This window comes from Rhodococcus yunnanensis NBRC 103083, from assembly GCF_001895005.1.
Lineage (GTDB): Bacteria > Actinomycetota > Actinomycetes > Mycobacteriales > Mycobacteriaceae > Rhodococcoides > Rhodococcoides yunnanense.
On the sequence record NZ_BCXH01000018.1, the window covers coordinates 35284 to 52070 of the forward strand.

The following is a 16787-nucleotide window of genomic DNA, read 5'->3' on the forward strand; positions in this document are numbered from 1 at the left end:
ATACCCGCAGCTCAACCGAGTGCGGTCTCGACCGCTGCGAGAATGTCGCCCCAGATCTCGGACGTCGGATCGATGACGTGGAAGTGCCCGCCCGGTCCTTCGACCATGCTGACCGAATCGGGTCCACCGGAAGCAGCGGCGTAGTACTCACGGCTGATCTCGAGAAGATTGGGGTCGTCGGACACCGCGCAGGCCACCACGTGCGGAACGCCGATGGGAAGCCGTGCGATGGGCGAGGATTCGTCGTACGCGGCATGCATGTCGAGATATCGGCCACCGATCGCGGCCGATACGGCACCCTCGCCGAGCCAACGTTCGTCGCCGAGTTGGAGGTTCAGAACTCCGGCGAGGCTGACGGCGACGGCGGGGCACACGGTCTTCCCGACCGAATCGGCCGCGAGTCGAAGCGCGAGCTGGCCTCCGGCGGAATGACCGAGTACGACGACGCGTCCCAGATCCAGATCCAGATTCGCGTTCGCAGTCCCCAGTGCCGCGAGTGCGGAGGCGACGTCGCTCGTCATGACATCCCAGCCGTGCTCGTCCGGGCGCCGGTACTCGACGTTCCATGTTGCGTAACCGCGCTTCGTGAGATCGACGGCCATCGCGTCCATCAGGTCGAATTCCCAACGCGAGCGCCAGTATCCGCCGTGCACGAGAACTGCGACGGGGAACGGGCCGTCGCCGTCGGGCAGCCGCAGTTCCACGCGCTGCTCGCGGTGCTCTCCGTATTCGACGATGGTGCCGGGGTGAAAGCGGTGGAAGTAGACGCTGTCGATCGCGAATCGGAGCCCGTCGAGCCCACGGCCACGGATGTGCGTGCGAATACCGCTCGAACGGTCCGGCGGGCATTGCCCGAGGTCGACACGGACGACACCGTCGTACCCGGCCGCGTCGAATTCGGCTCCGGTGCCGGGGACCACGATGACCTCACCGGGACCGGTCGGAGCATCGACGATGCCGCCGGTGAGGCCTCGGGCCGACAGGGCTGCGGCGATCAGCTCGTCGGCAGTCGTTCTGTCCGCGAACACATTCGGTCCGACCAGGATGTCGACGTGGGTCGAGCGCTCCGTCACAGTGTTACCGCTCGTCTCGCGGGCGCAAGCAGCGGCAGGACGTGTTCACCGAGAACCTCGATGCCACGGTCGTCCGTCAGTCCCTGCGGAGTTCCGAAGTCGATGCGGTGCACGCCTGCGTCGATCAGCTTCTGCGCCTGTGCAGCCACCTGTTCGGGGTTGCCGGAGAAGGCGAACAGATCGAGGAGGTCGTCCGGGATCAACCTGCCTGCTGCGTCGTGATCACCGTCGGCGACAAGCGCTTTCACACGGTCGAGCAGATCGGTCGGAATCTCGACGGTGGGGTCGAGTTCGGCTACGACGGCCAGGTACATGGCGACCTCGCGACGTGCCTTCGACCGTGCCGCCGGTCCATCGAGATCGACGACGGTGACGGCACCGAGCACGATGCGCGTGGCACCCGGTTCCCGGCCCGCTCGGAGTTCACCGGGCGCGAGGCGTTCACGCATCACCGACACCATGGCCGGATTCGCCGTGCCTCCGATCTTGATCTCGTCGGCGATACTGCCCGCCAACGCCGATGCCTTCGGACCCCACACGCCCATGAGCAGGGGAGGACGTGCGCGTTCGATCGGGAAACGAGGAACGACCCCTGGCGCGAGGCGGAAGTGCTTGCCTTCGAATCCGCGGCCGTCGGCGGCGAGCAGGCGGTAGACGTACTCGACCACCTCGGACAGATATCCGAGTGGGGCAGGCTGCGCCAATCCGACGTCGCCGAGCCAGGTGCCACGGGCGAGGCCGAAGTACGCACGGCCGTGCGAGGCGAGATCGAGCGCAGCGAGCTGACCGGCGATTTCGTACGGGTGCATGGAGTACGGGTTCCAACACGCAGGACCGAGCCTGACCCGTGTGGTCGCTGCAGCCATTTCCAGCAACGGGAAGATGGGCGGCGAGAACATCAGGTCGGAGAAGACGCTGACGACGTCGAAGTCGTAGCGTTCGGCAATGGATGCGAGTCGACCGTATTCACCGGCCGGTTTGTCGCCCTGGATGCCGAGGCCGAATTCGACTGGGGGAAGACTCATGTCAGGTCCTCCGACCGCAACTGGCACTTGCCGGTGCGTTCGATACGCATGATCAACCGTTCTTCTGGATCGGGGCAGGCGACGAGCGAATCCTTGTTCATCCAGTCGTCTGCGGGGAGGTCACGTTGTTTGGCCGACAGCATCGGCAGGACGGCAGCAAAGGCGTACATGCAGAAGTGCTTGCCCTCGGGCAGTCGCATCTCGTTGGAGCGGACGATGTCGATGTAGTCGTCGACCATCATTCCGCAGACCGATCGTCCTTCGATCCGGTCCACATGGATGCGCAGGTCGTAGAGCTCCATGTCCGTGCCCGGTTCCGAGGCGGGGCCAGGCTCGTTGTTCACGGTGGTCATAGGCGTTGATTCCTCGAATTCGGTAGCCGGAACGTCAGTGGGTGGTAGCGAGCGCGGGTCGATCGGTGAGCCAGCAGGCCACCTGGCCGGGGCCGTCGATCAACAAGCTCGGTTCGGTGGTGCACGAGGAGAACGCGTGCGAGCACCGCGGTGCGAAACTGCATCCGCTGGGTCGATTGCTGGGGTCGGGGACCTCGCCCGCGAGTGTCTGCGGTAGCCCGACGCCTGCCTCGACGCGGGGAATGGCTGCGATCAGTGCCCGGGTGTAGGGGTGCTTGGGATCGGTCCAGAGCCGTTCCGTCGGTGCAGCTTCCACGACTTTGCCGAGGTACATGACGGCCGTGACATCGGCGATGTGCCGAACGAGGGACAGGTCGTGCGAGATGAACAACATCCCGACGCCCAGTTCCTTGACCAACTCGGTCAGCGTGTTGACCACCTGCACCTGGGACGACGCATCCAGCGCGGTGACGGGCTCGTCGGCGATGAGAACCGACGGCTCGGCGACGAGTGCCCGTGCGATCGCGATTCGCTGCAGTTGCCCGCCCGAGAACTGATGTGGGTAGCGGCTCACCGCCGAGCTCGGCATTCCGACTCGGTTCAGTTGCGCCACAGCACGATCACGGCGTGCACTGCCGCGTACGTCGGCGGGCACTCCGTCCATCAACTGCTCGCCGACGCGTCGCCGCGGGTTGAGCGAGGAGTACGGATTCTGGAACACCATCTGCAGTCCGAGCTGCGCAGCGGACCGCCGGCGCCACCCGAGCGGGCGGACGCGATCTCCCGACAGGGTCACCGTCCCGGCGGCAGGCTCGATCAGCCCGGACGCCACTCGCGCCAACGATGATTTGCCACAACCGGATTCGCCGACGAGTCCGACGATCTGACCGGGTTCGACGGTCAACGAGACACCGTCGACCGCGCGGACGACGGTGCCCGAGTTCGACTTGTACTCGACGGCGACGTCGTTCATCTGCAATGCGGTCACTTACGACTCCTTCGAAACAGCGCCGGCCGGACTGTGCACCACGCATGCGGCGAGATGACGAGTACTCGGCATGTCGAGGTCCTCGATTATCGGTACCCGAACGAGTGCTGGGACGAGCCCGGTGCACGCGTCCTGGGCGTCGTCGCACCGGGGAGCGAACGGGCAGCCTTCGGGCGCAGTCGATGCGGTGACGGGTTGTCCCTTGATCGGCGTCAGTTCCGACCGCACGCCGTCGACGTCCGAGGTTTCCGGTCGTGCCTTGAGCAGCGCGCTGGTGTACGGATGCCGCGGGTTGCGCAGCAGTTCCTCGGTGGGCGCCGTTTCGAGCACCCGGCCCGCATAGAACACGTAGGTCCGCTCTGCCAGTGCGGCAAGCACTCCCAGATCGTGCGTGATGAACATGACGCTGAGGTCCATCTCGCTGCTCAACCGGTGGAACAGTTGCAGGATCCCGGCCTGGACGGTGACATCCAGAGCGGTGGTCGGCTCGTCGGCGATGACCAGTTTGGGTTCCGCGGCGAGGGCGATCGCGATGGCGATACGTTGACGCATGCCGCCGGAGAACTGGTGAGGATAGTTCTTCAGCGCGTTCTTCGGGTCTGGGATGCGTACCTGGTCGAGCAGCTCGACCGCGCGGGCTTTCGCAGCGGACTTGCTCAGACCCAGATGTACGCGCATGTGTTCGGTCAGTTGCGAGCCGACGGTGAGCATCGGGTGCAGTGCCGCAGTGGGATCCTGGAACACCATCGCGATCTCGCCGCCGCGCAGCTTCTGCCACCCTTTCCGGTCGAGGGAGGACAGCGTGGTTCCGTCGAACTCGATGGTGCCGCGGGTGGATGCGCCGTCGGGGAGAAGGTTGAGCAGAGCGCGTCCGGTCATGCTCTTGCCCGAGCCGGACTCGCCTGCGATACCGATGATCTCACCGCGACCGACGGTGAGATCGACATCGGCGAGTACGTCGAACGGACCGTCGACGCTGGGCAGGCTCACGCCGAGTCCGTCGAGTGTCAGCAGTGGTGATTGCACAACAGGTGTGTCCGTCGGTGTCGGTGTGGCGAATGTGGAGCCGATCATGTCAGCGACCTCCGAGAGAATGCGGATCGAGTCGGTCACGAAGTGCGTCTCCGATGACGTTGCACGCGAGAACGACCGTCAGAATTGCCAGGCCGGGGAACACGCTGACCCACCACCGGCTGATGTCGTTCGTGCCGAGAGCGATCATCGCGCCCCACTCCGGTGCTGGCGGTCTCGGACCGAGCCCCAGGAACGACAGCGCGGCGAGCAACAGGATGGCGTTGCCGACCTCGAGAGTGGCGAGCACGATGGCAGGCCCGACACTGTTGGGCAGGACGTCGCGGCGCAGTGCCGTGACGGGCCCGACGCCGAGCATGCGCGAGACGTTGAGGTAATCCTCGCTTCGGGTGCTCAGTACGGCGCCGCGGATGACGCGGGCATACACCGGCCACGACACGATGACCAGCGCCAGCACCGCGTTCTGGGTACTCGGGCCGAACGCCGCGGTCACTGCCATCGCCAGAATGATCTGGGGAAAGGCGAACACGAGATCGGTGAGTCGCATGATCGACTCGTCGACGAACCGTCCGATGTATCCCGCGATCATGCCCAGAAGACCACCGACCACCAGCGAGGCCGCGACGATCGACAACGCGAGCGGAATGGACAGTCGTGCACCGAAGATGACACGTGAGAGCACGTCGCGACCGAGCTCGTCGGTCCCGAAGAGATGCTCCCCGCTGGGGCTCGCGTAGATGTTCGAGGTCTGCTCGAGGGGGCCGTACGGCGCCAACAGCGGTGCGAACGCTGCGATGAACGCCCATCCGGCGGCGATGACCAGCGCAGCGACGACCACCGGCTGCCGCCAGATCTTGCTGGCCTCGGTCTTCTTCGGCCACCACCGACGTGGTGTGCGGCCCTTGCGGATACGCACCGAAGGCGTGCCGGCGTCGGCTCTGGTGTCTGTCAGTGTCATGTCAGTCGCACTCTCGGATCGGCCAACCCGTACAGCAGGTCGACAACCAGGTTGAGGAGTAGGTACACCGCCGCGACGAACAAGGTGACACCGAGGATCGCGGGACGGTCGAGGGCGGAGGCGCTCTGGTACGCGTATTGACCGAGTCCCGGCCACGAGAAGATGCTCTCCACGAGTACCGTGCCCGACAACAAGGTTGCGAAGCTGATTCCGATGACCGTGATGATCGGGACGATGCCCGCACGCATCAGGTGTTTGATCAACACCGTCCGAGTGGACAAGCCCTTGGCGTACGCCGCGGAGATGTAGTCCTTGCGCAGCACCTCGAGCAGCGCCGACCGCACGAAGCGGGTCAGCATCGCGACGGTCACCGACGTCAGAACCAGGATCGGCAGGATGGTGTGTTGTGCTGCGTCCCAGGCGACGTCGAACTGGCCGCCGATCAGCGCGTCGACGGTGTACATCCCCGTGACGTGGTCGGGCGGCGAGAACTGAGGGCTGAGCCGTCCGCCGTTGGGGGATACACCGAGGACGAAGAAGAACAGATACAGCGCGAGGATGGCGAGCCAGAACGGCGGAGTCGACAGACCGAGGAGCGAGACGACACGGACCGCCTGATCGGCCGTCTTGCCGTGCCGGACCGCGGCCAGCAGGCCGAGTGCGCCGCCGATCAGGATCGAGAGAAACAATGTCGGAATGGCGATCTCGAGGGTCGTGGGGACGTAGTCGAGCAGATCGGTCAGTACCGGCCGTCCTGTCTGCTGCGAGGTACCGAGGTCACCCTGCAGGAGATTTCCGAGATAGGTGAAGTACTGCACGATCAGTGGCCGATCCAAGCCCCACTTGGCCTCGAACGCGGCGACCGCTTCGGGGTTTCCGAGTGCCGCGTCGGAAAGATTGGCGGAGACCGGATCTCCTGGTACGGCTTGGACCAGGATGAACCCGACCACCGTCGCACCCCACAACAGCCCGATCGTGGTCAGCAGTCGTCGTAGCAGATACCGCAGAAGCGGCCGATTCTTGCGTTGCTTCCGATCCGCGACATCGGCCGAGACTTCGGCATCCGTCGCCGTCGAAGCGGACAGTTGTGGAGTGGACATGATCAGGCGGCTTTCACGGAGGCGAGATCGACGATCCACGCAGCGGGGGTGTAGTCGGCGCCGGTGACCGCCGAAGTGGAGACGACGCAACCGGAGTTGACCGCGAGCGGAATGAACGGTGAGTCCGTCGCCATGACGCGCTGCCAGTCCTGCACTTTCTCGGCACGTCCCTCGTCGGAGTAGTCGTCGAGGAAGGCCTGTGCGGTCGCAATGGCAGCGGGACTCGCGTTGGCATCGGTCCATCCGGCGCGGGCGGAGTTGACGCCGCCGGGCTTCATGAGCTGAACCAGATTCTCGGCGCGTGGGTAGGTCAACGCCTGGGGGCTCATGCCCATCGGCGCTTCACCGGCGCGGTTGCGTTCGAGGAAGGCGGCAAGTGGGAGCGGAGTGAGCTGCAGATCGATTCCGGCCTTGGCGACATCACCCTGGATCTTGGTGGCGACGGTACCGAGATCGACGCCGCGGTAGGTGATGGCGGGATAGATGTACTCGACAGGCTTGCCGGACAGTCCGGCCTGCTCGACCAGTGCGGACGCACGTTCGAGATCCTGCACCGGCCCGTCTTCCTTCGGAAGTGATCCGGGATATGCCGGCGCGATGAATCCACCGAGAGTGTCGCCGCCTCGGCCGTACAGGTCGGCGATTCCCTGGTAGTCGAGCGCTGCCTTGAACGCGGTGGCGAACGCCGGGTTGCTCGTCACCTCGGACACGGCGGGATTGGTGTTGGCGTACGCGTAGTACATGGTGTCCTGGAGCTCGGACACGGTCAGCGTGTCCGGAAGGCCCTCGAGGAGGTTGCCGGTGAGGTCCAGCGACAGCTCGGGCGAGGTCGACCGTGTCATCGTGAGCTTCTGATTCTGAATGTCGCTGTTGCGGATGACCACTCGCGTGTACTCGGGCTTGTCGCCCCAGTAGTTCTCGTTCGCGGTCAGGACGATCTCGTTGCCCGGATCGTTGCGGTCGACGACGTACGGCCCGCTACCTGCGGATTCCTGATCCAGGAACGTCTGCGCGGTGTCCGCGGTCGAGGCGTCGGCTGCATCGCTTGCGCCGTTGGCCTGCGCCACCTCGGAATTGACGATGGATGCCGCGGGCATGGCGAGCAGGGTCACGAGCGTCGGGCGGGGGATTTCGCTGGTGATGGTCACGGTGCGCTCGTCCGGCGCTGCGAAGGTGAGACCGGCGAAGAAGCCGGATGCGCTTCCCTTGATGTTCAGCATCCGGTTGAAGGAGAACAGCACGTCCTCGGATGTGACAGGAGAGCCGTCGGAGAACACGGCGTTCTCGCGCAGCGTGAACGTGAAGGCGGAGTTGTCCTCGTTGGCCTCGAAGCTCTCCGCGAGGTCGGGTACGGGAGTGGTGATGTCCGAGCCCTCGAACGTCAGCAGTGTCGAGTACAGCGAATGAACGCTGAGGTACCCGGTCTGCTCGTACGCCCTGGCCGGGTCGAGTGTCTTGTACACGAACGATGTGTTGACGACGAGGGTGTCGTCGGCGCCGCTCGAAGAGCCTCCGGCGGAACAGCCTGCGGCCGCGGTGAGTGCCACCGCAGCAAGGGCGACGGCGGTCTTGGTGCCGCGGCCGACACGTGACGCCGTCACGCTGCCTCGACGCCTGGACGATGGATGCGCGAACATGACTCTCCTTGCGGAAGTGCTTGAAGGGGAAACCCGACGGAAATGTCGAAGGTCGATGACATCAATCTACGGATCGTTTGTAAAGTAGCAGTGCATGTCTGTTTAATCTGTGTAAACGCTCTATCTTTTCGACACGATCACGGGTGAAACTTGGGTCCGGCATCGATCAAAGGAGCAAAAACGTGTTGCAAGAACAAGTTCGGAGGCTGCGCAAGGAGCGTGGGATGTCGCTCCGGCAGCTTGCGGACGCTGCGGGCGTATCCGCAGGTCTGCTCAGCCAGATCGAGCGTGGCAACACCGACCCGAGTCTCAGCACCATTCGCAAGCTCGCGACGGTGTTCGGGGCGGATCTGTCGACGCTGTTCGCCGAGGGTGCGCCTCCCGCCGTGCACGTGAGCAGTCCGGGTAAGCGACCCAAGCTTTCCGGCGCCGACGGAGACATCGCCTACGAGCGGCTCACCCCGGGTCGAACCGATCTCGAGGTACTGCACGGACGGATGGAGCCGGGCGAGAGCACATCCGACGAGCCATGGTGTCATCCGTCGACCGAATGCGCTGTCGTGGTGGTGGGTTCGATGACGGCAGAGATCGGCGGGGTGCGATACGAATTGGTGATCGGTGAGAGTGTCACGTTCGACTCGCGCCTGCCGCATCGTTACTTCAACGATTCCGGTGCTCCCGCAGAATTCCTGCTGTCGGTCACCCCGCCGAACCCCTGAGCGACCGACCCTCAGGTACTCGGAACGGGCGCAAGCCGTTCCGAGTGCCGGTGGACGATTCGCCATCGAGTTCCGTTCCAGCGGAACGCCTCCGTCACACGTGACCGGCGTTCCGCCGCGGTCTCCGCATCGATTCCGACCAGTAGGTAGCGGGCCAACGCCGTGTCGCCCCACGCATCGACCACCAGATCGGTTGCGCCGAAACTCGACAACGACGGCGGGCTCGCCCGGCTTGCCCGATGGGCGTCCAGTTCCGATGTGCCGCGGATCATGTCGGGTAGATGCGACTCCCAGGCGGTCACCGACGGATCGAGATGGACGTTGAACCGCACCCAGTCTCGATGCTGGAACGCGTCGTACATGTCGTCGAGCGCGCTCTGGATCTGTTCTTTCGCAACGGCGTTCATGCTGGAGCGTCCTGCGGTTCGAACACCGCGCTCAGGTCGTCGCGCACGACGACGCCGTCCTTGACCACGACCGAGAGGCTGCGATACGTCGCGGTGTCGAGCGACGGGTCGCCCTCGGTCACGATGAGATCGGCGTACTTGCCAGTCTCGACGGTGCCCAGCTTGTCGTCCGCGCGGAGCCACTGTGCGGGAACGATCGTCGCGGCAGCCAACGCGGCCTTGGGCCCGAGAGCTCCGTCGGACATGTGCTCGAGTTCGCGGACGGCCGCGCTTGTGCCCTCGAAATCCCAGAACGGGGGCATGTCGCTGCCGAGCATGACCGTCACTCCTGCGTCGACTGCGCTCCGAAAGCTTTGCATGTGACGCTCACCGGCACCGAGCGATCGCTGCTGCATCCACTCGGGCACACCGAGTTCGTCGAAGAACGACTTGCACCGAGTGACGACGAGAGTGGGTACGAGTGCACACCCCTTCTCGGCCATGGCTGCGGTGACCTCGTCGGTCAGCTCGTAACCGTGCTCGACACAATCGAGTCCCAGCTCGACGGCCTCGGCGATGACCGGCGCAGGTCCGGCGTGTGCGGTGATCTTGCGGCCCCACTCGTGTGCTGTGCTGATCGCCGCTTCGAGTTCGCCGCGTGTGACCTGCCGGGTGTCGATCTTCTCGTGCTGTCCCGAAATGCCACCGGAAATCATGACTTTGATGAAATCGGCGCCCGCTCGGATCTGCTGGCGCACGCCCTGGCGGAACCCGGTTTCGCCGTCGCATTCCAAACCACCGGACGAACCGTGGCCGTGGCCTCCGGTGCAGCAGATCGGACGGCCTGCGGTGAACATGCGAGGGCCGCGCAACTTTCCGGACTCGATCGACGCCTTGAGCGGAAAATCGGCGTGATCCTTCTCGCCGACACACCTGATGGTGGTCACCCCGCACTGCAGGGTGCGGGCTGCGCCGTCGGCCATGTGCAGCACCAGCTGAGGCGCCGACATCGCTTTGACCTCGGCGCCGCGCGGGCCGGGGAGGGAAAGAGACAAGTGCGTGTGCATGTTGATCAGACCGGGGGAGACGAACCGTCCACCGAGATCCATGACTCGGTGACGCCGGTTCCCGAGGGCGTCGCGAACCTCGCGTTCGGTTCCGACTGCGGCGATGGTGTTGCCGCTGATCCACACGGCAGCTCCGGTCAGAGCCTCCGTACGGGTAGCGTCGACGACGCTGCAGTTGTGCAGCAGTAGTTCGGTGGTCATCAGTGCGTCCTTTGTGCTCTGGGAACTGTGTTTTCGGAGTTGTCGTCCAGCACGATCCGGCCGTCGATGGCCACCCACTCGGGTGAGAGCTCGGACCAGCTGGCGGGTGCGATCGACAGCGGGTCGGTGGGCCAGCAGACGAGATCGGCGATGGAATCGATGGCAAGCGTCCCGAGATCGGGCAGGCCTAGATAATCGCCGGCGTCGCGGGTGTACATCTCGAATGCCGTGCGGGGATCGAGGGCCTCGTGCGCGCCGATGCTCGAACCGTCCCATGCTTGCCGGGTCACCGCTATCTGTGCGCCGATCATCGGATCGGCAGGATGGGTATCGGAACCGGCGGCGAACCGAAATCCGAGCGCGGCCATCGACGCCAGTGGCATCGTTCGTGCCGCGAGAGGTCCCCAGGCCGAACGCATCTCGTCGCTGTAGACGAAGGCGAGCGGAGGATTGACGGAGATCCGGATGCCGAGCTCGGCACACCCCTGGATGTCGAGCACGTCCAGATGGAACGCGTGCGCGATGCTGATGTGATGTGGCCTGCGATCACCGAGACTGCGCACCGCGTCGATGATCGCGCCGATCGCGCCCCCGCCCATGGCGTGAATGCAGATCGGCCAGTCGCGATCCGCACACAGCTTCAGTGTCTCTCGGAGCTCGTCGGTGCTGTAGTGCGGATGAGCGTGCTCCGCCTCGCCCTCGCGCATCCAGGCGTTGACGAACTCGCCGTCGAGCAGGATCTTCAGCGACCACGCCTGCAACCGATCGTCGCCGGCACCGGGAAGCACGGCACTGCCCAGTACGCGGCTCATCTCGGCAGCGAAGGGAGCTCGCCAGTCGAAGCGGTTCATCAAGCGAATGCGTTGCGGCAAACGGCCTTCGGCTCGGAGCTCGGTGTACAGCTGCCATGCGGAGTCGAAGGCGCCCGCGAGTCCGGGGTCGGCGACCGAGGTGATGCCCATCGTCAACAGCTTCTGGCATGCCTCGGCCAGGATGTCGAGACGGTATCTCTGATCGCTCATGCCGAGAACGTAGATGGCGTCGTTGACCACGCGCACCGCGGGACCACGGAGGTATCCGGACACTCGATCGTAGGAGTCGGCGTCGAGTCCGAGGAGAATGTCGGACATGGCCGCTGCACCGGCAGAGTTGATCACCGCACGGTCGGGCCGTCGATACAGGTACACCGGTACGTCGGAGCTGACGGCATCGAGTTCCGCGGCAGTCGGCAACCTCTGCTCGGCCAGGTTGTTCTCGTTCCACGCCGCGTTGTCGGCGAAGCACCGAATCCAACCACCGGGAGCGGTCTTCGGTGCACGTTCGGCGACCTGCTCGACGATCTCCGCGACGGATCGGGCGTGCTCGAGCCTCAGCATGGTGAACTCGTGCGATGCCTTCTCGAGATGCATGTGGGTGTCGATGAACCCTGGCCACACTGTCCGACCGCGTAGGTCGACTCGCTCGGTGTTCGGGCCGGCCATCGATTCGACATCGGCGACCGAACTTGCTGCCACCACACGGTTTCCGGAGATTCCGAGTGCATCGACGCGTCCGAGTACTGGGTCGAACGTGTCGATGGTCCCGTTGTGTATCAGCCAATCCATGTCGTCCACCTGGGTAGAGATTCACGCATGTGTATAACCCTGACATACAAATGTGTAGCTGGTGTAAATATTCGTAACTTGATGCATCACACGATCACCGACGAGCGTGGTGCCCAGCGCGCGTGCCTGGTGCCCTGTTCACCATCTCTGACCAGACTCAAGCGCGGAGGCGGTCCGTCGGTGCGACCGGTCGGCGGTCGACGGTTACCCGCGGCGAACTGAGCAGGCCACACGGCGCCCGGACCGGTGTATCCCTGCTCGGCGGCCGCATGCAGTGTCCACTGGGGGTCGTACAGATGAGTGCGCCCGATGGCAACGAGATCGGCTCTTCCGGCGAGCAGGACCGAGTTGACGTCGTCGTGCGAGGATATCGCCCCGACCGCGATGACAGCGGTTCCGTATTTCGTGCCCACCTCGTTGCGGATCCGATCGGCGAACGGTGTCTGATAGCTGCGGCCGAACTGCGGCTTCTCGCTGCTGACGACCTGGCCGGAGGAGACGTTGACGACGTCGACTCCGCGCTGTGCGAATGCGGCGGCAATGGCGACCGCGTCGTTGATGTCGTTGCCTCCCTCGGCCCAGTCGGTTGCGGAGATGCGTACGGACAGTGGGCGTTCGGCGGGCCACGCCGAACGGACCGCGTCGAATACCCGCAGCGGAAAGCGCAACCGGTTCTCGGACGACCCCCCGTACTCGTCGTCCCGGGTGTTGGTCAGTGGGGACAGGAACGAGGACAGCAGATAGCCGTGGGCGCAGTGCAGTTCGAGGATGTCGAAACCTGCCCGCGCGGCTGCTTCGGCGGCGGCGACGAACTCGGCTTCCACAGCGGCCATGCCTGCGGCGTCGAGTGCTGTCGGAGTCTGGTTTCGTGCCGAGTAGGGCAGCGGCGACGCGCTGACGAGCTCCCAGTTGTCCTCGTCGAGCGGTGCGTCGATTCCGTCCCACATCAGCTTGGTCGAGCCCTTGCGCCCCGAGTGGCCGAGCTGCACGCCGATCTTCGCCGACGAGTGCTCGTGCACGAAGTCGACGATGCGAGTCCAGGACTGCTCCTGCTCGTCTGTGTACAACCCGGTGCAACCAGGAGTGATGCGTCCGGCCGGGCTGACGCAGACCATCTCGGTCATGACCAGTGCGGGCCCGCCCATCGCCTTGGAGCCGAGATGGGTCAGGTGGAAGTCACCGGGGACACCGTCGACCGCGGAGTACATATCCATCGAGGAGACGACAATGCGGTTGTTCAGCTCGAGCGGACCGAGTCGAAACGGCTGAAACATCGGCGGGCAGACTGCGTCGGTGCCGGCGAACCAAGCGTCGGTCTCGGCGACGAACTCCGGGTCGCGGAGCTTCAAGTTGTCGTAGGTGATCCGCCGACTCCGCGTCATGATGTTGAAGGTGAACTGCCGCGGATCCTGGTCCACGTACTGGGCGATGTTCTCGAACCATTCGAGGCTGGCCTGCGCGGCGCGCTGCACGGAGACGACGACCGGTGCGCGCTCGGACTCGTACGCGCCGAGTGCGGCCTCGACGCTCCCGTTCTCCTGCAGGCAGGCGGCCAGGGCGAGTGCGTCCTCCATGGCGAGTTTGGTGCCCGAGCCGATAGAGAAGTGCGCGGTGTGGGCGGCGTCGCCGAGGATGACGACGTTGCCACTGTGCCAGCGTTCGTTTCGAACGGTGGTGAAATTGATCCACCGTGAGTTGTTGGTCAGGATCGTGTGCTCGCCGAGGACGTCCGCGAACATCTCTCGCACCACGGCGATGGAGTCCTCGTCGCTCTCGCCGGGTCGGAAGTCTCGATCGCGGCTACGGTCGAATCCTGCACGCTTCCACACATCTTCGTGCATCTCGACGATGAACGTGCTGCCGTCGTCGCCGTACGGGTAACCGTGGATCTGCATGACGCCGTGCGGGGTCTCGGCGATGTAGAACTTGAAGGCCTCGAAGATCTTGTCGGTGCCGAGCCACATGTACTTGCTGCGCCGGACATCGAGTGTGGGTTCGAAGGTCTCGGCGTAGCGGGTGCGCACCGCGGAGTTGAGTCCGTCTGCAGCGATCACGAGGTCGTGGCTGCGGCGTAGTTCGTCGACGTCGGGTGCGAGCGTGCTGAAGTGCACGTCGACGTTCAGCTCGACCGCACGCTCCTGCAGGATCTGCAACAGCACAGCGCGCGACATCGCGGCGAATCCCTGGCCGCCTGCGGTGTGGACGGTGCCGCGGTAGTGGACGTCGATGTCGTCCCAGCGCGCGAAGTGGCGAGCCATGCGGTCGTAGATCACGGGGTCGGCGTTCTCGATCGCTCCGAGTGTCTCGTCGCTGAAGACGACACCGAAGCCGAAGGTGTCATCGGCTGCGTTGCGCTCCCACACGGTGATCTCGTGTGCCGGGTCGAGTTGCTTGGCGAGGGCGGCGAAGTACAACCCGCCGGGGCCGCCGCCTACTACTGCGATTCGCATTGTGTTCCTTACGGTTTGGCAGCATCGATCTACGTCGTGGCTCTAGTTCAAATATAGCGTATATGCGACGGACGTCAATTCTGCGCTATATCGATCGACAGTGCGCGACGGACCTCGGGCGGCCACGGCGCCGCGCCTTCCGAGGATGTGCTGGTGTGTACGACGGTCATGGTTCCGTCGGCGACCGGCCCCTCCGGCCCGGTGACGACGAACCGGTAGGTCAGGGAGCTGGCTCCCAGTCGAGCCACCGTGAGGACAACGGTGACGACGTCGCCGAACCACACCCGGCCTCGATAGTCGACGCTGTAGCTCACCCGTGGGATCACCCCGAACAGATCGGCCCGTCCGATCGAGCGCAGCAGCTCCGCCTCGGCCGCCTCCACCCAGCGGATGACCGTCGAGTGATGGTAGTGCCCAGCGGCGTCGGTGTCGGACCACTCCACCCGTGAGGTGAGAGTGGCGCCGATCGAGGTCGTCATGCGCTGGCTCGGTCGTTCTCGTGCAGACGGAACCGCTGGAGCTTACCGCTGTCGGTGCGCGGAAGTGAGTCGCGAAATTCGATACTTCGTGGGTACTTGTACGGCGCTGCAATGGATTTGACGAACCGCTGTATGTCCTCGATCAGCATGGCGTCGCCGATCATGCCCGGCTTCAGAACGATGGCGGCGTGTACGATCATGCCTCGCGCTTCGTCGGGGATGCCGATCACGGCGGATTCGGCGACGGACGGGTGCTGGTCCACCGCGAATTCGACCTCGGGCGCGGCGATGTTGTAGCCCGAGCTGACGATCATGTCGTCGCTGCGGGCCTGGTACCAGAAGTACCCGTCGGCGTCGCAGACGAACGTGTCCCCGGTGATGTTCCAGCCGTCGCGCACGTACTTCCCCTGCCGCTCGTCGGCCAGATAACGACATCCGGTGGGGCCCTTGACTGCGAGTAGCCCCGCCGTTCCCGGCAGAACCGGATTGCCCTCGGAGTCCTGAATGCGGGCAACGAATCCGGGGACTGCTCGTCCGGTTGCGCCCGGCCTGATGTCGTCGTCCGCGGCCGAGATGAACACGTGCAGCATCTCGGTGGCGCCGATTCCGTCGATCAGTTTGAGTCCGGTGCGTTCGTGGAACTGTTGCCACACCGCGACCGGAAGATGCTCTCCGGCGGAGACCCCGCGCCGCAGCGAAGCCAGGTCGGATTCGGCGCCTGCAGCCATGATGGCGCGATACGCGGTGGGTGCGGTGAACAACACCGTCACCGAATGATCGCGGACCAGCTCGGCGAGTTCGGTCGGAGTTGCCCGCTCGACGAGCAAGGTGGTCGCCCCCACTCGAAGCGGGAACACCACGAGGCCGCCCAAGCCGAACGTGAACGCGAGTGGGGGAGTGCCGGTGAAGACGTCGTCGCGCGTCGGTTTGAGTACGTGTTCGGAGAACGTGTCGGCGTTGGCGAGCACGTCGCGATGAAAGTGCATGGTGGCCTTGGGGACTCCGGTCGTTCCGGATGTCGGAGCCAGCAGCACCACGTCGTCGGCCGCGGTGTCGACGTTGGCGAAGTCGGTGGCCTTCCCCGCGCTGCGCACCGTCAGGTCCTGGCCGGTGTCGGAGCCGTACACGAGAGTGGTCGCGGTGGTCTCGACCGCGGTGAGTTCCGCCGCGAACCGGTGATCGCACAACATGATCGACGGCGAAGTGATGTCGACGATCTTGGTGATCTCGGGTGCGCGAAGCATCGGCATGGTGGTGACGACGACTCCGCCTGCCTTCACTACCGCGAACCAACATGCGACGAGCCAGGGATTGTTGGGTCCGCGGAGCAGAACGCGCTGGCCGGGCTCGAGTCCGAGATCCTCGGTAAGGACACGGGCGACCTGATTCGATCGCGCCAGCAGTTCGCCGTACGTCCACACCGATGACGGCGAGAGCAGGCACGGTTTGTCGGAGCCGACGATGGCGACCATGTCGTCGAGCAGAACGGCGGCGCAGTTCAGGCGTTCCGGATACTGGAGCGAGGGCAGCTCGAACTGGAACTCCGGCCACGAGGACTCGGGGGGAAGATTGTCTCGGCAGAAGGTGTCGACGTGCGCCGACGGTGACAGGGGCATGTCCGTGCCTTTCGAGTTCTGTGCGGTGAAACCAGTATGCACAGTCTGTGACGACAAAACGCTAGGCGACATAGATAGTTAACCTGATGGTTGCAATAC

At 64.8% G+C, this 16787-nt stretch carries 15 protein-coding genes; 1 reads left to right on the forward strand and 14 read right to left on the reverse strand.

The features are described 5' to 3' along the window. Positions 1 to 11: 11 nt before the first annotated feature. From RY1_RS23440 to RY1_RS23475, 8 genes are read right to left on the reverse strand one after another with little or no spacing between them, the layout of a single operon-like run. Entirely contained in the window at positions 12 to 1073 is a 1062-nt protein-coding gene (locus RY1_RS23440; protein WP_072806461.1) for an alpha/beta hydrolase, read from the reverse strand. Further along, on the reverse strand, positions 1070 to 2098 hold the full coding sequence (locus tag RY1_RS23445; protein ID WP_072806462.1) for an LLM class flavin-dependent oxidoreductase: 1029 nt from the start codon (positions 2096 to 2098) through the stop codon (positions 1070 to 1072). The genes RY1_RS23440 and RY1_RS23445 overlap by 4 nt, the downstream gene beginning before the upstream one ends. Then, entirely contained in the window at positions 2095 to 2451 is a 357-nt protein-coding gene (locus tag RY1_RS23450; protein ID WP_072806463.1) for a TIGR04076 family protein, read from the reverse strand. Before RY1_RS23450 ends, RY1_RS23445 begins: the two co-directional genes overlap by 4 nt. Before the next feature lie 34 nt (positions 2452 to 2485). Beyond that, positions 2486 to 3439, reverse strand: coding sequence for an ABC transporter ATP-binding protein (locus RY1_RS23455; RefSeq protein WP_218019852.1), 954 nt, complete (start codon positions 3437 to 3439; stop codon positions 2486 to 2488). Continuing rightward, positions 3440 to 4552, reverse strand: coding sequence for an ABC transporter ATP-binding protein (locus RY1_RS23460; protein WP_218019853.1), 1113 nt, complete (start codon positions 4550 to 4552; stop codon positions 3440 to 3442). Then, the gene (locus RY1_RS23465; RefSeq protein ID WP_084727782.1) at positions 4515 to 5429 is read right to left on the reverse strand and encodes an ABC transporter permease; all 915 of its coding nucleotides are present in this window, start codon (positions 5427 to 5429) and stop codon (positions 4515 to 4517) included. The genes RY1_RS23460 and RY1_RS23465 overlap by 38 nt, the downstream gene beginning before the upstream one ends. Continuing rightward, complete coding sequence (locus RY1_RS23470) at positions 5426 to 6529, reverse strand: ABC transporter permease (protein WP_084727783.1); 1104 nt, start codon at positions 6527 to 6529, stop codon at positions 5426 to 5428. Before RY1_RS23470 ends, RY1_RS23465 begins: the two co-directional genes overlap by 4 nt. 2 nt (positions 6530 to 6531) lie before the next feature. Beyond that, on the reverse strand, positions 6532 to 8166 hold the full coding sequence (locus tag RY1_RS23475) for an ABC transporter substrate-binding protein (RefSeq protein ID WP_072806464.1): 1635 nt from the start codon (positions 8164 to 8166) through the stop codon (positions 6532 to 6534). Between the two features lie 182 nt (positions 8167 to 8348). Here RY1_RS23475 and RY1_RS23480 point away from each other — a divergent pair, with 182 nt between their 5' ends. Continuing rightward, complete coding sequence (locus tag RY1_RS23480; protein WP_072806465.1) at positions 8349 to 8885, forward strand: helix-turn-helix domain-containing protein; 537 nt, start codon at positions 8349 to 8351, stop codon at positions 8883 to 8885. 11 nt (positions 8886 to 8896) lie between these two features. Here RY1_RS23480 and RY1_RS23485 read toward each other — a convergent pair whose 3' ends face one another. The 6 genes from RY1_RS23485 to RY1_RS23510 form a co-directional block, all read right to left on the reverse strand. Further along, positions 8897 to 9292, reverse strand: coding sequence for a nuclear transport factor 2 family protein (locus RY1_RS23485; protein WP_072806466.1), 396 nt, complete (start codon positions 9290 to 9292; stop codon positions 8897 to 8899). Beyond that, on the reverse strand, positions 9289 to 10539 hold the full coding sequence (locus tag RY1_RS23490) for an amidohydrolase family protein (protein ID WP_072806467.1): 1251 nt from the start codon (positions 10537 to 10539) through the stop codon (positions 9289 to 9291). The genes RY1_RS23485 and RY1_RS23490 overlap by 4 nt, the downstream gene beginning before the upstream one ends. Beyond that, positions 10539 to 12143 carry an amidohydrolase gene (locus tag RY1_RS23495; RefSeq protein WP_072806468.1) on the reverse strand — a complete coding sequence of 535 codons (1605 nt, stop codon included), beginning with the start codon at positions 12141 to 12143 and terminating at the stop codon, positions 10539 to 10541. Before RY1_RS23495 ends, RY1_RS23490 begins: the two co-directional genes overlap by 1 nt. Positions 12144 to 12229: 86 nt before the next feature. After that, the gene (locus RY1_RS23500) at positions 12230 to 14593 is read right to left on the reverse strand and encodes a bifunctional salicylyl-CoA 5-hydroxylase/oxidoreductase (protein ID WP_072806469.1); all 2364 of its coding nucleotides are present in this window, start codon (positions 14591 to 14593) and stop codon (positions 12230 to 12232) included. 74 nt (positions 14594 to 14667) lie between these two features. After that, complete coding sequence (locus tag RY1_RS23505; RefSeq protein ID WP_072806470.1) at positions 14668 to 15072, reverse strand: acyl-CoA thioesterase; 405 nt, start codon at positions 15070 to 15072, stop codon at positions 14668 to 14670. Next, positions 15069 to 16688, reverse strand: coding sequence for an AMP-binding protein (locus RY1_RS23510; protein ID WP_072806471.1), 1620 nt, complete (start codon positions 16686 to 16688; stop codon positions 15069 to 15071). Before RY1_RS23510 ends, RY1_RS23505 begins: the two co-directional genes overlap by 4 nt. Between the last annotated feature and the right edge of the window lie 99 nt (positions 16689 to 16787).

What these genes read in the sequence shown, in the direction of transcription:
- RY1_RS23445 (WP_072806462.1), bottom strand. Translation starts at nt 2,098, where the DNA reads ATGAGTCTTCCCCCAGTCGAATTCGGCCTCGGCATCCAGGGCGACAAA.
- RY1_RS23450 (WP_072806463.1), bottom strand. Translation starts at nt 2,451, where the DNA reads ATGACCACCGTGAACAACGAGCCTGGCCCCGCCTCGGAACCGGGCACG.
- RY1_RS23465 (WP_084727782.1), bottom strand. Translation starts at nt 5,429, where the DNA reads ATGACACTGACAGACACCAGAGCCGACGCCGGCACGCCTTCGGTGCGT.
- RY1_RS23470 (WP_084727783.1), bottom strand. Translation starts at nt 6,529, where the DNA reads ATGTCCACTCCACAACTGTCCGCTTCGACGGCGACGGATGCCGAAGTC.
- RY1_RS23475 (WP_072806464.1), bottom strand. Translation starts at nt 8,166, where the DNA reads ATGTTCGCGCATCCATCGTCCAGGCGTCGAGGCAGCGTGACGGCGTCA.
- RY1_RS23485 (WP_072806466.1), bottom strand. Translation starts at nt 9,292, where the DNA reads ATGAACGCCGTTGCGAAAGAACAGATCCAGAGCGCGCTCGACGACATG.
- RY1_RS23490 (WP_072806467.1), bottom strand. Translation starts at nt 10,539, where the DNA reads ATGACCACCGAACTACTGCTGCACAACTGCAGCGTCGTCGACGCTACC.
- RY1_RS23495 (WP_072806468.1), bottom strand. Translation starts at nt 12,143, where the DNA reads ATGGATTGGCTGATACACAACGGGACCATCGACACGTTCGACCCAGTA.
- RY1_RS23500 (WP_072806469.1), bottom strand. Translation starts at nt 14,593, where the DNA reads ATGCGAATCGCAGTAGTAGGCGGCGGCCCCGGCGGGTTGTACTTCGCC.
- RY1_RS23505 (WP_072806470.1), bottom strand. Translation starts at nt 15,072, where the DNA reads ATGACGACCTCGATCGGCGCCACTCTCACCTCACGGGTGGAGTGGTCC.
- RY1_RS23510 (WP_072806471.1), bottom strand. Translation starts at nt 16,688, where the DNA reads ATGCCCCTGTCACCGTCGGCGCACGTCGACACCTTCTGCCGAGACAAT.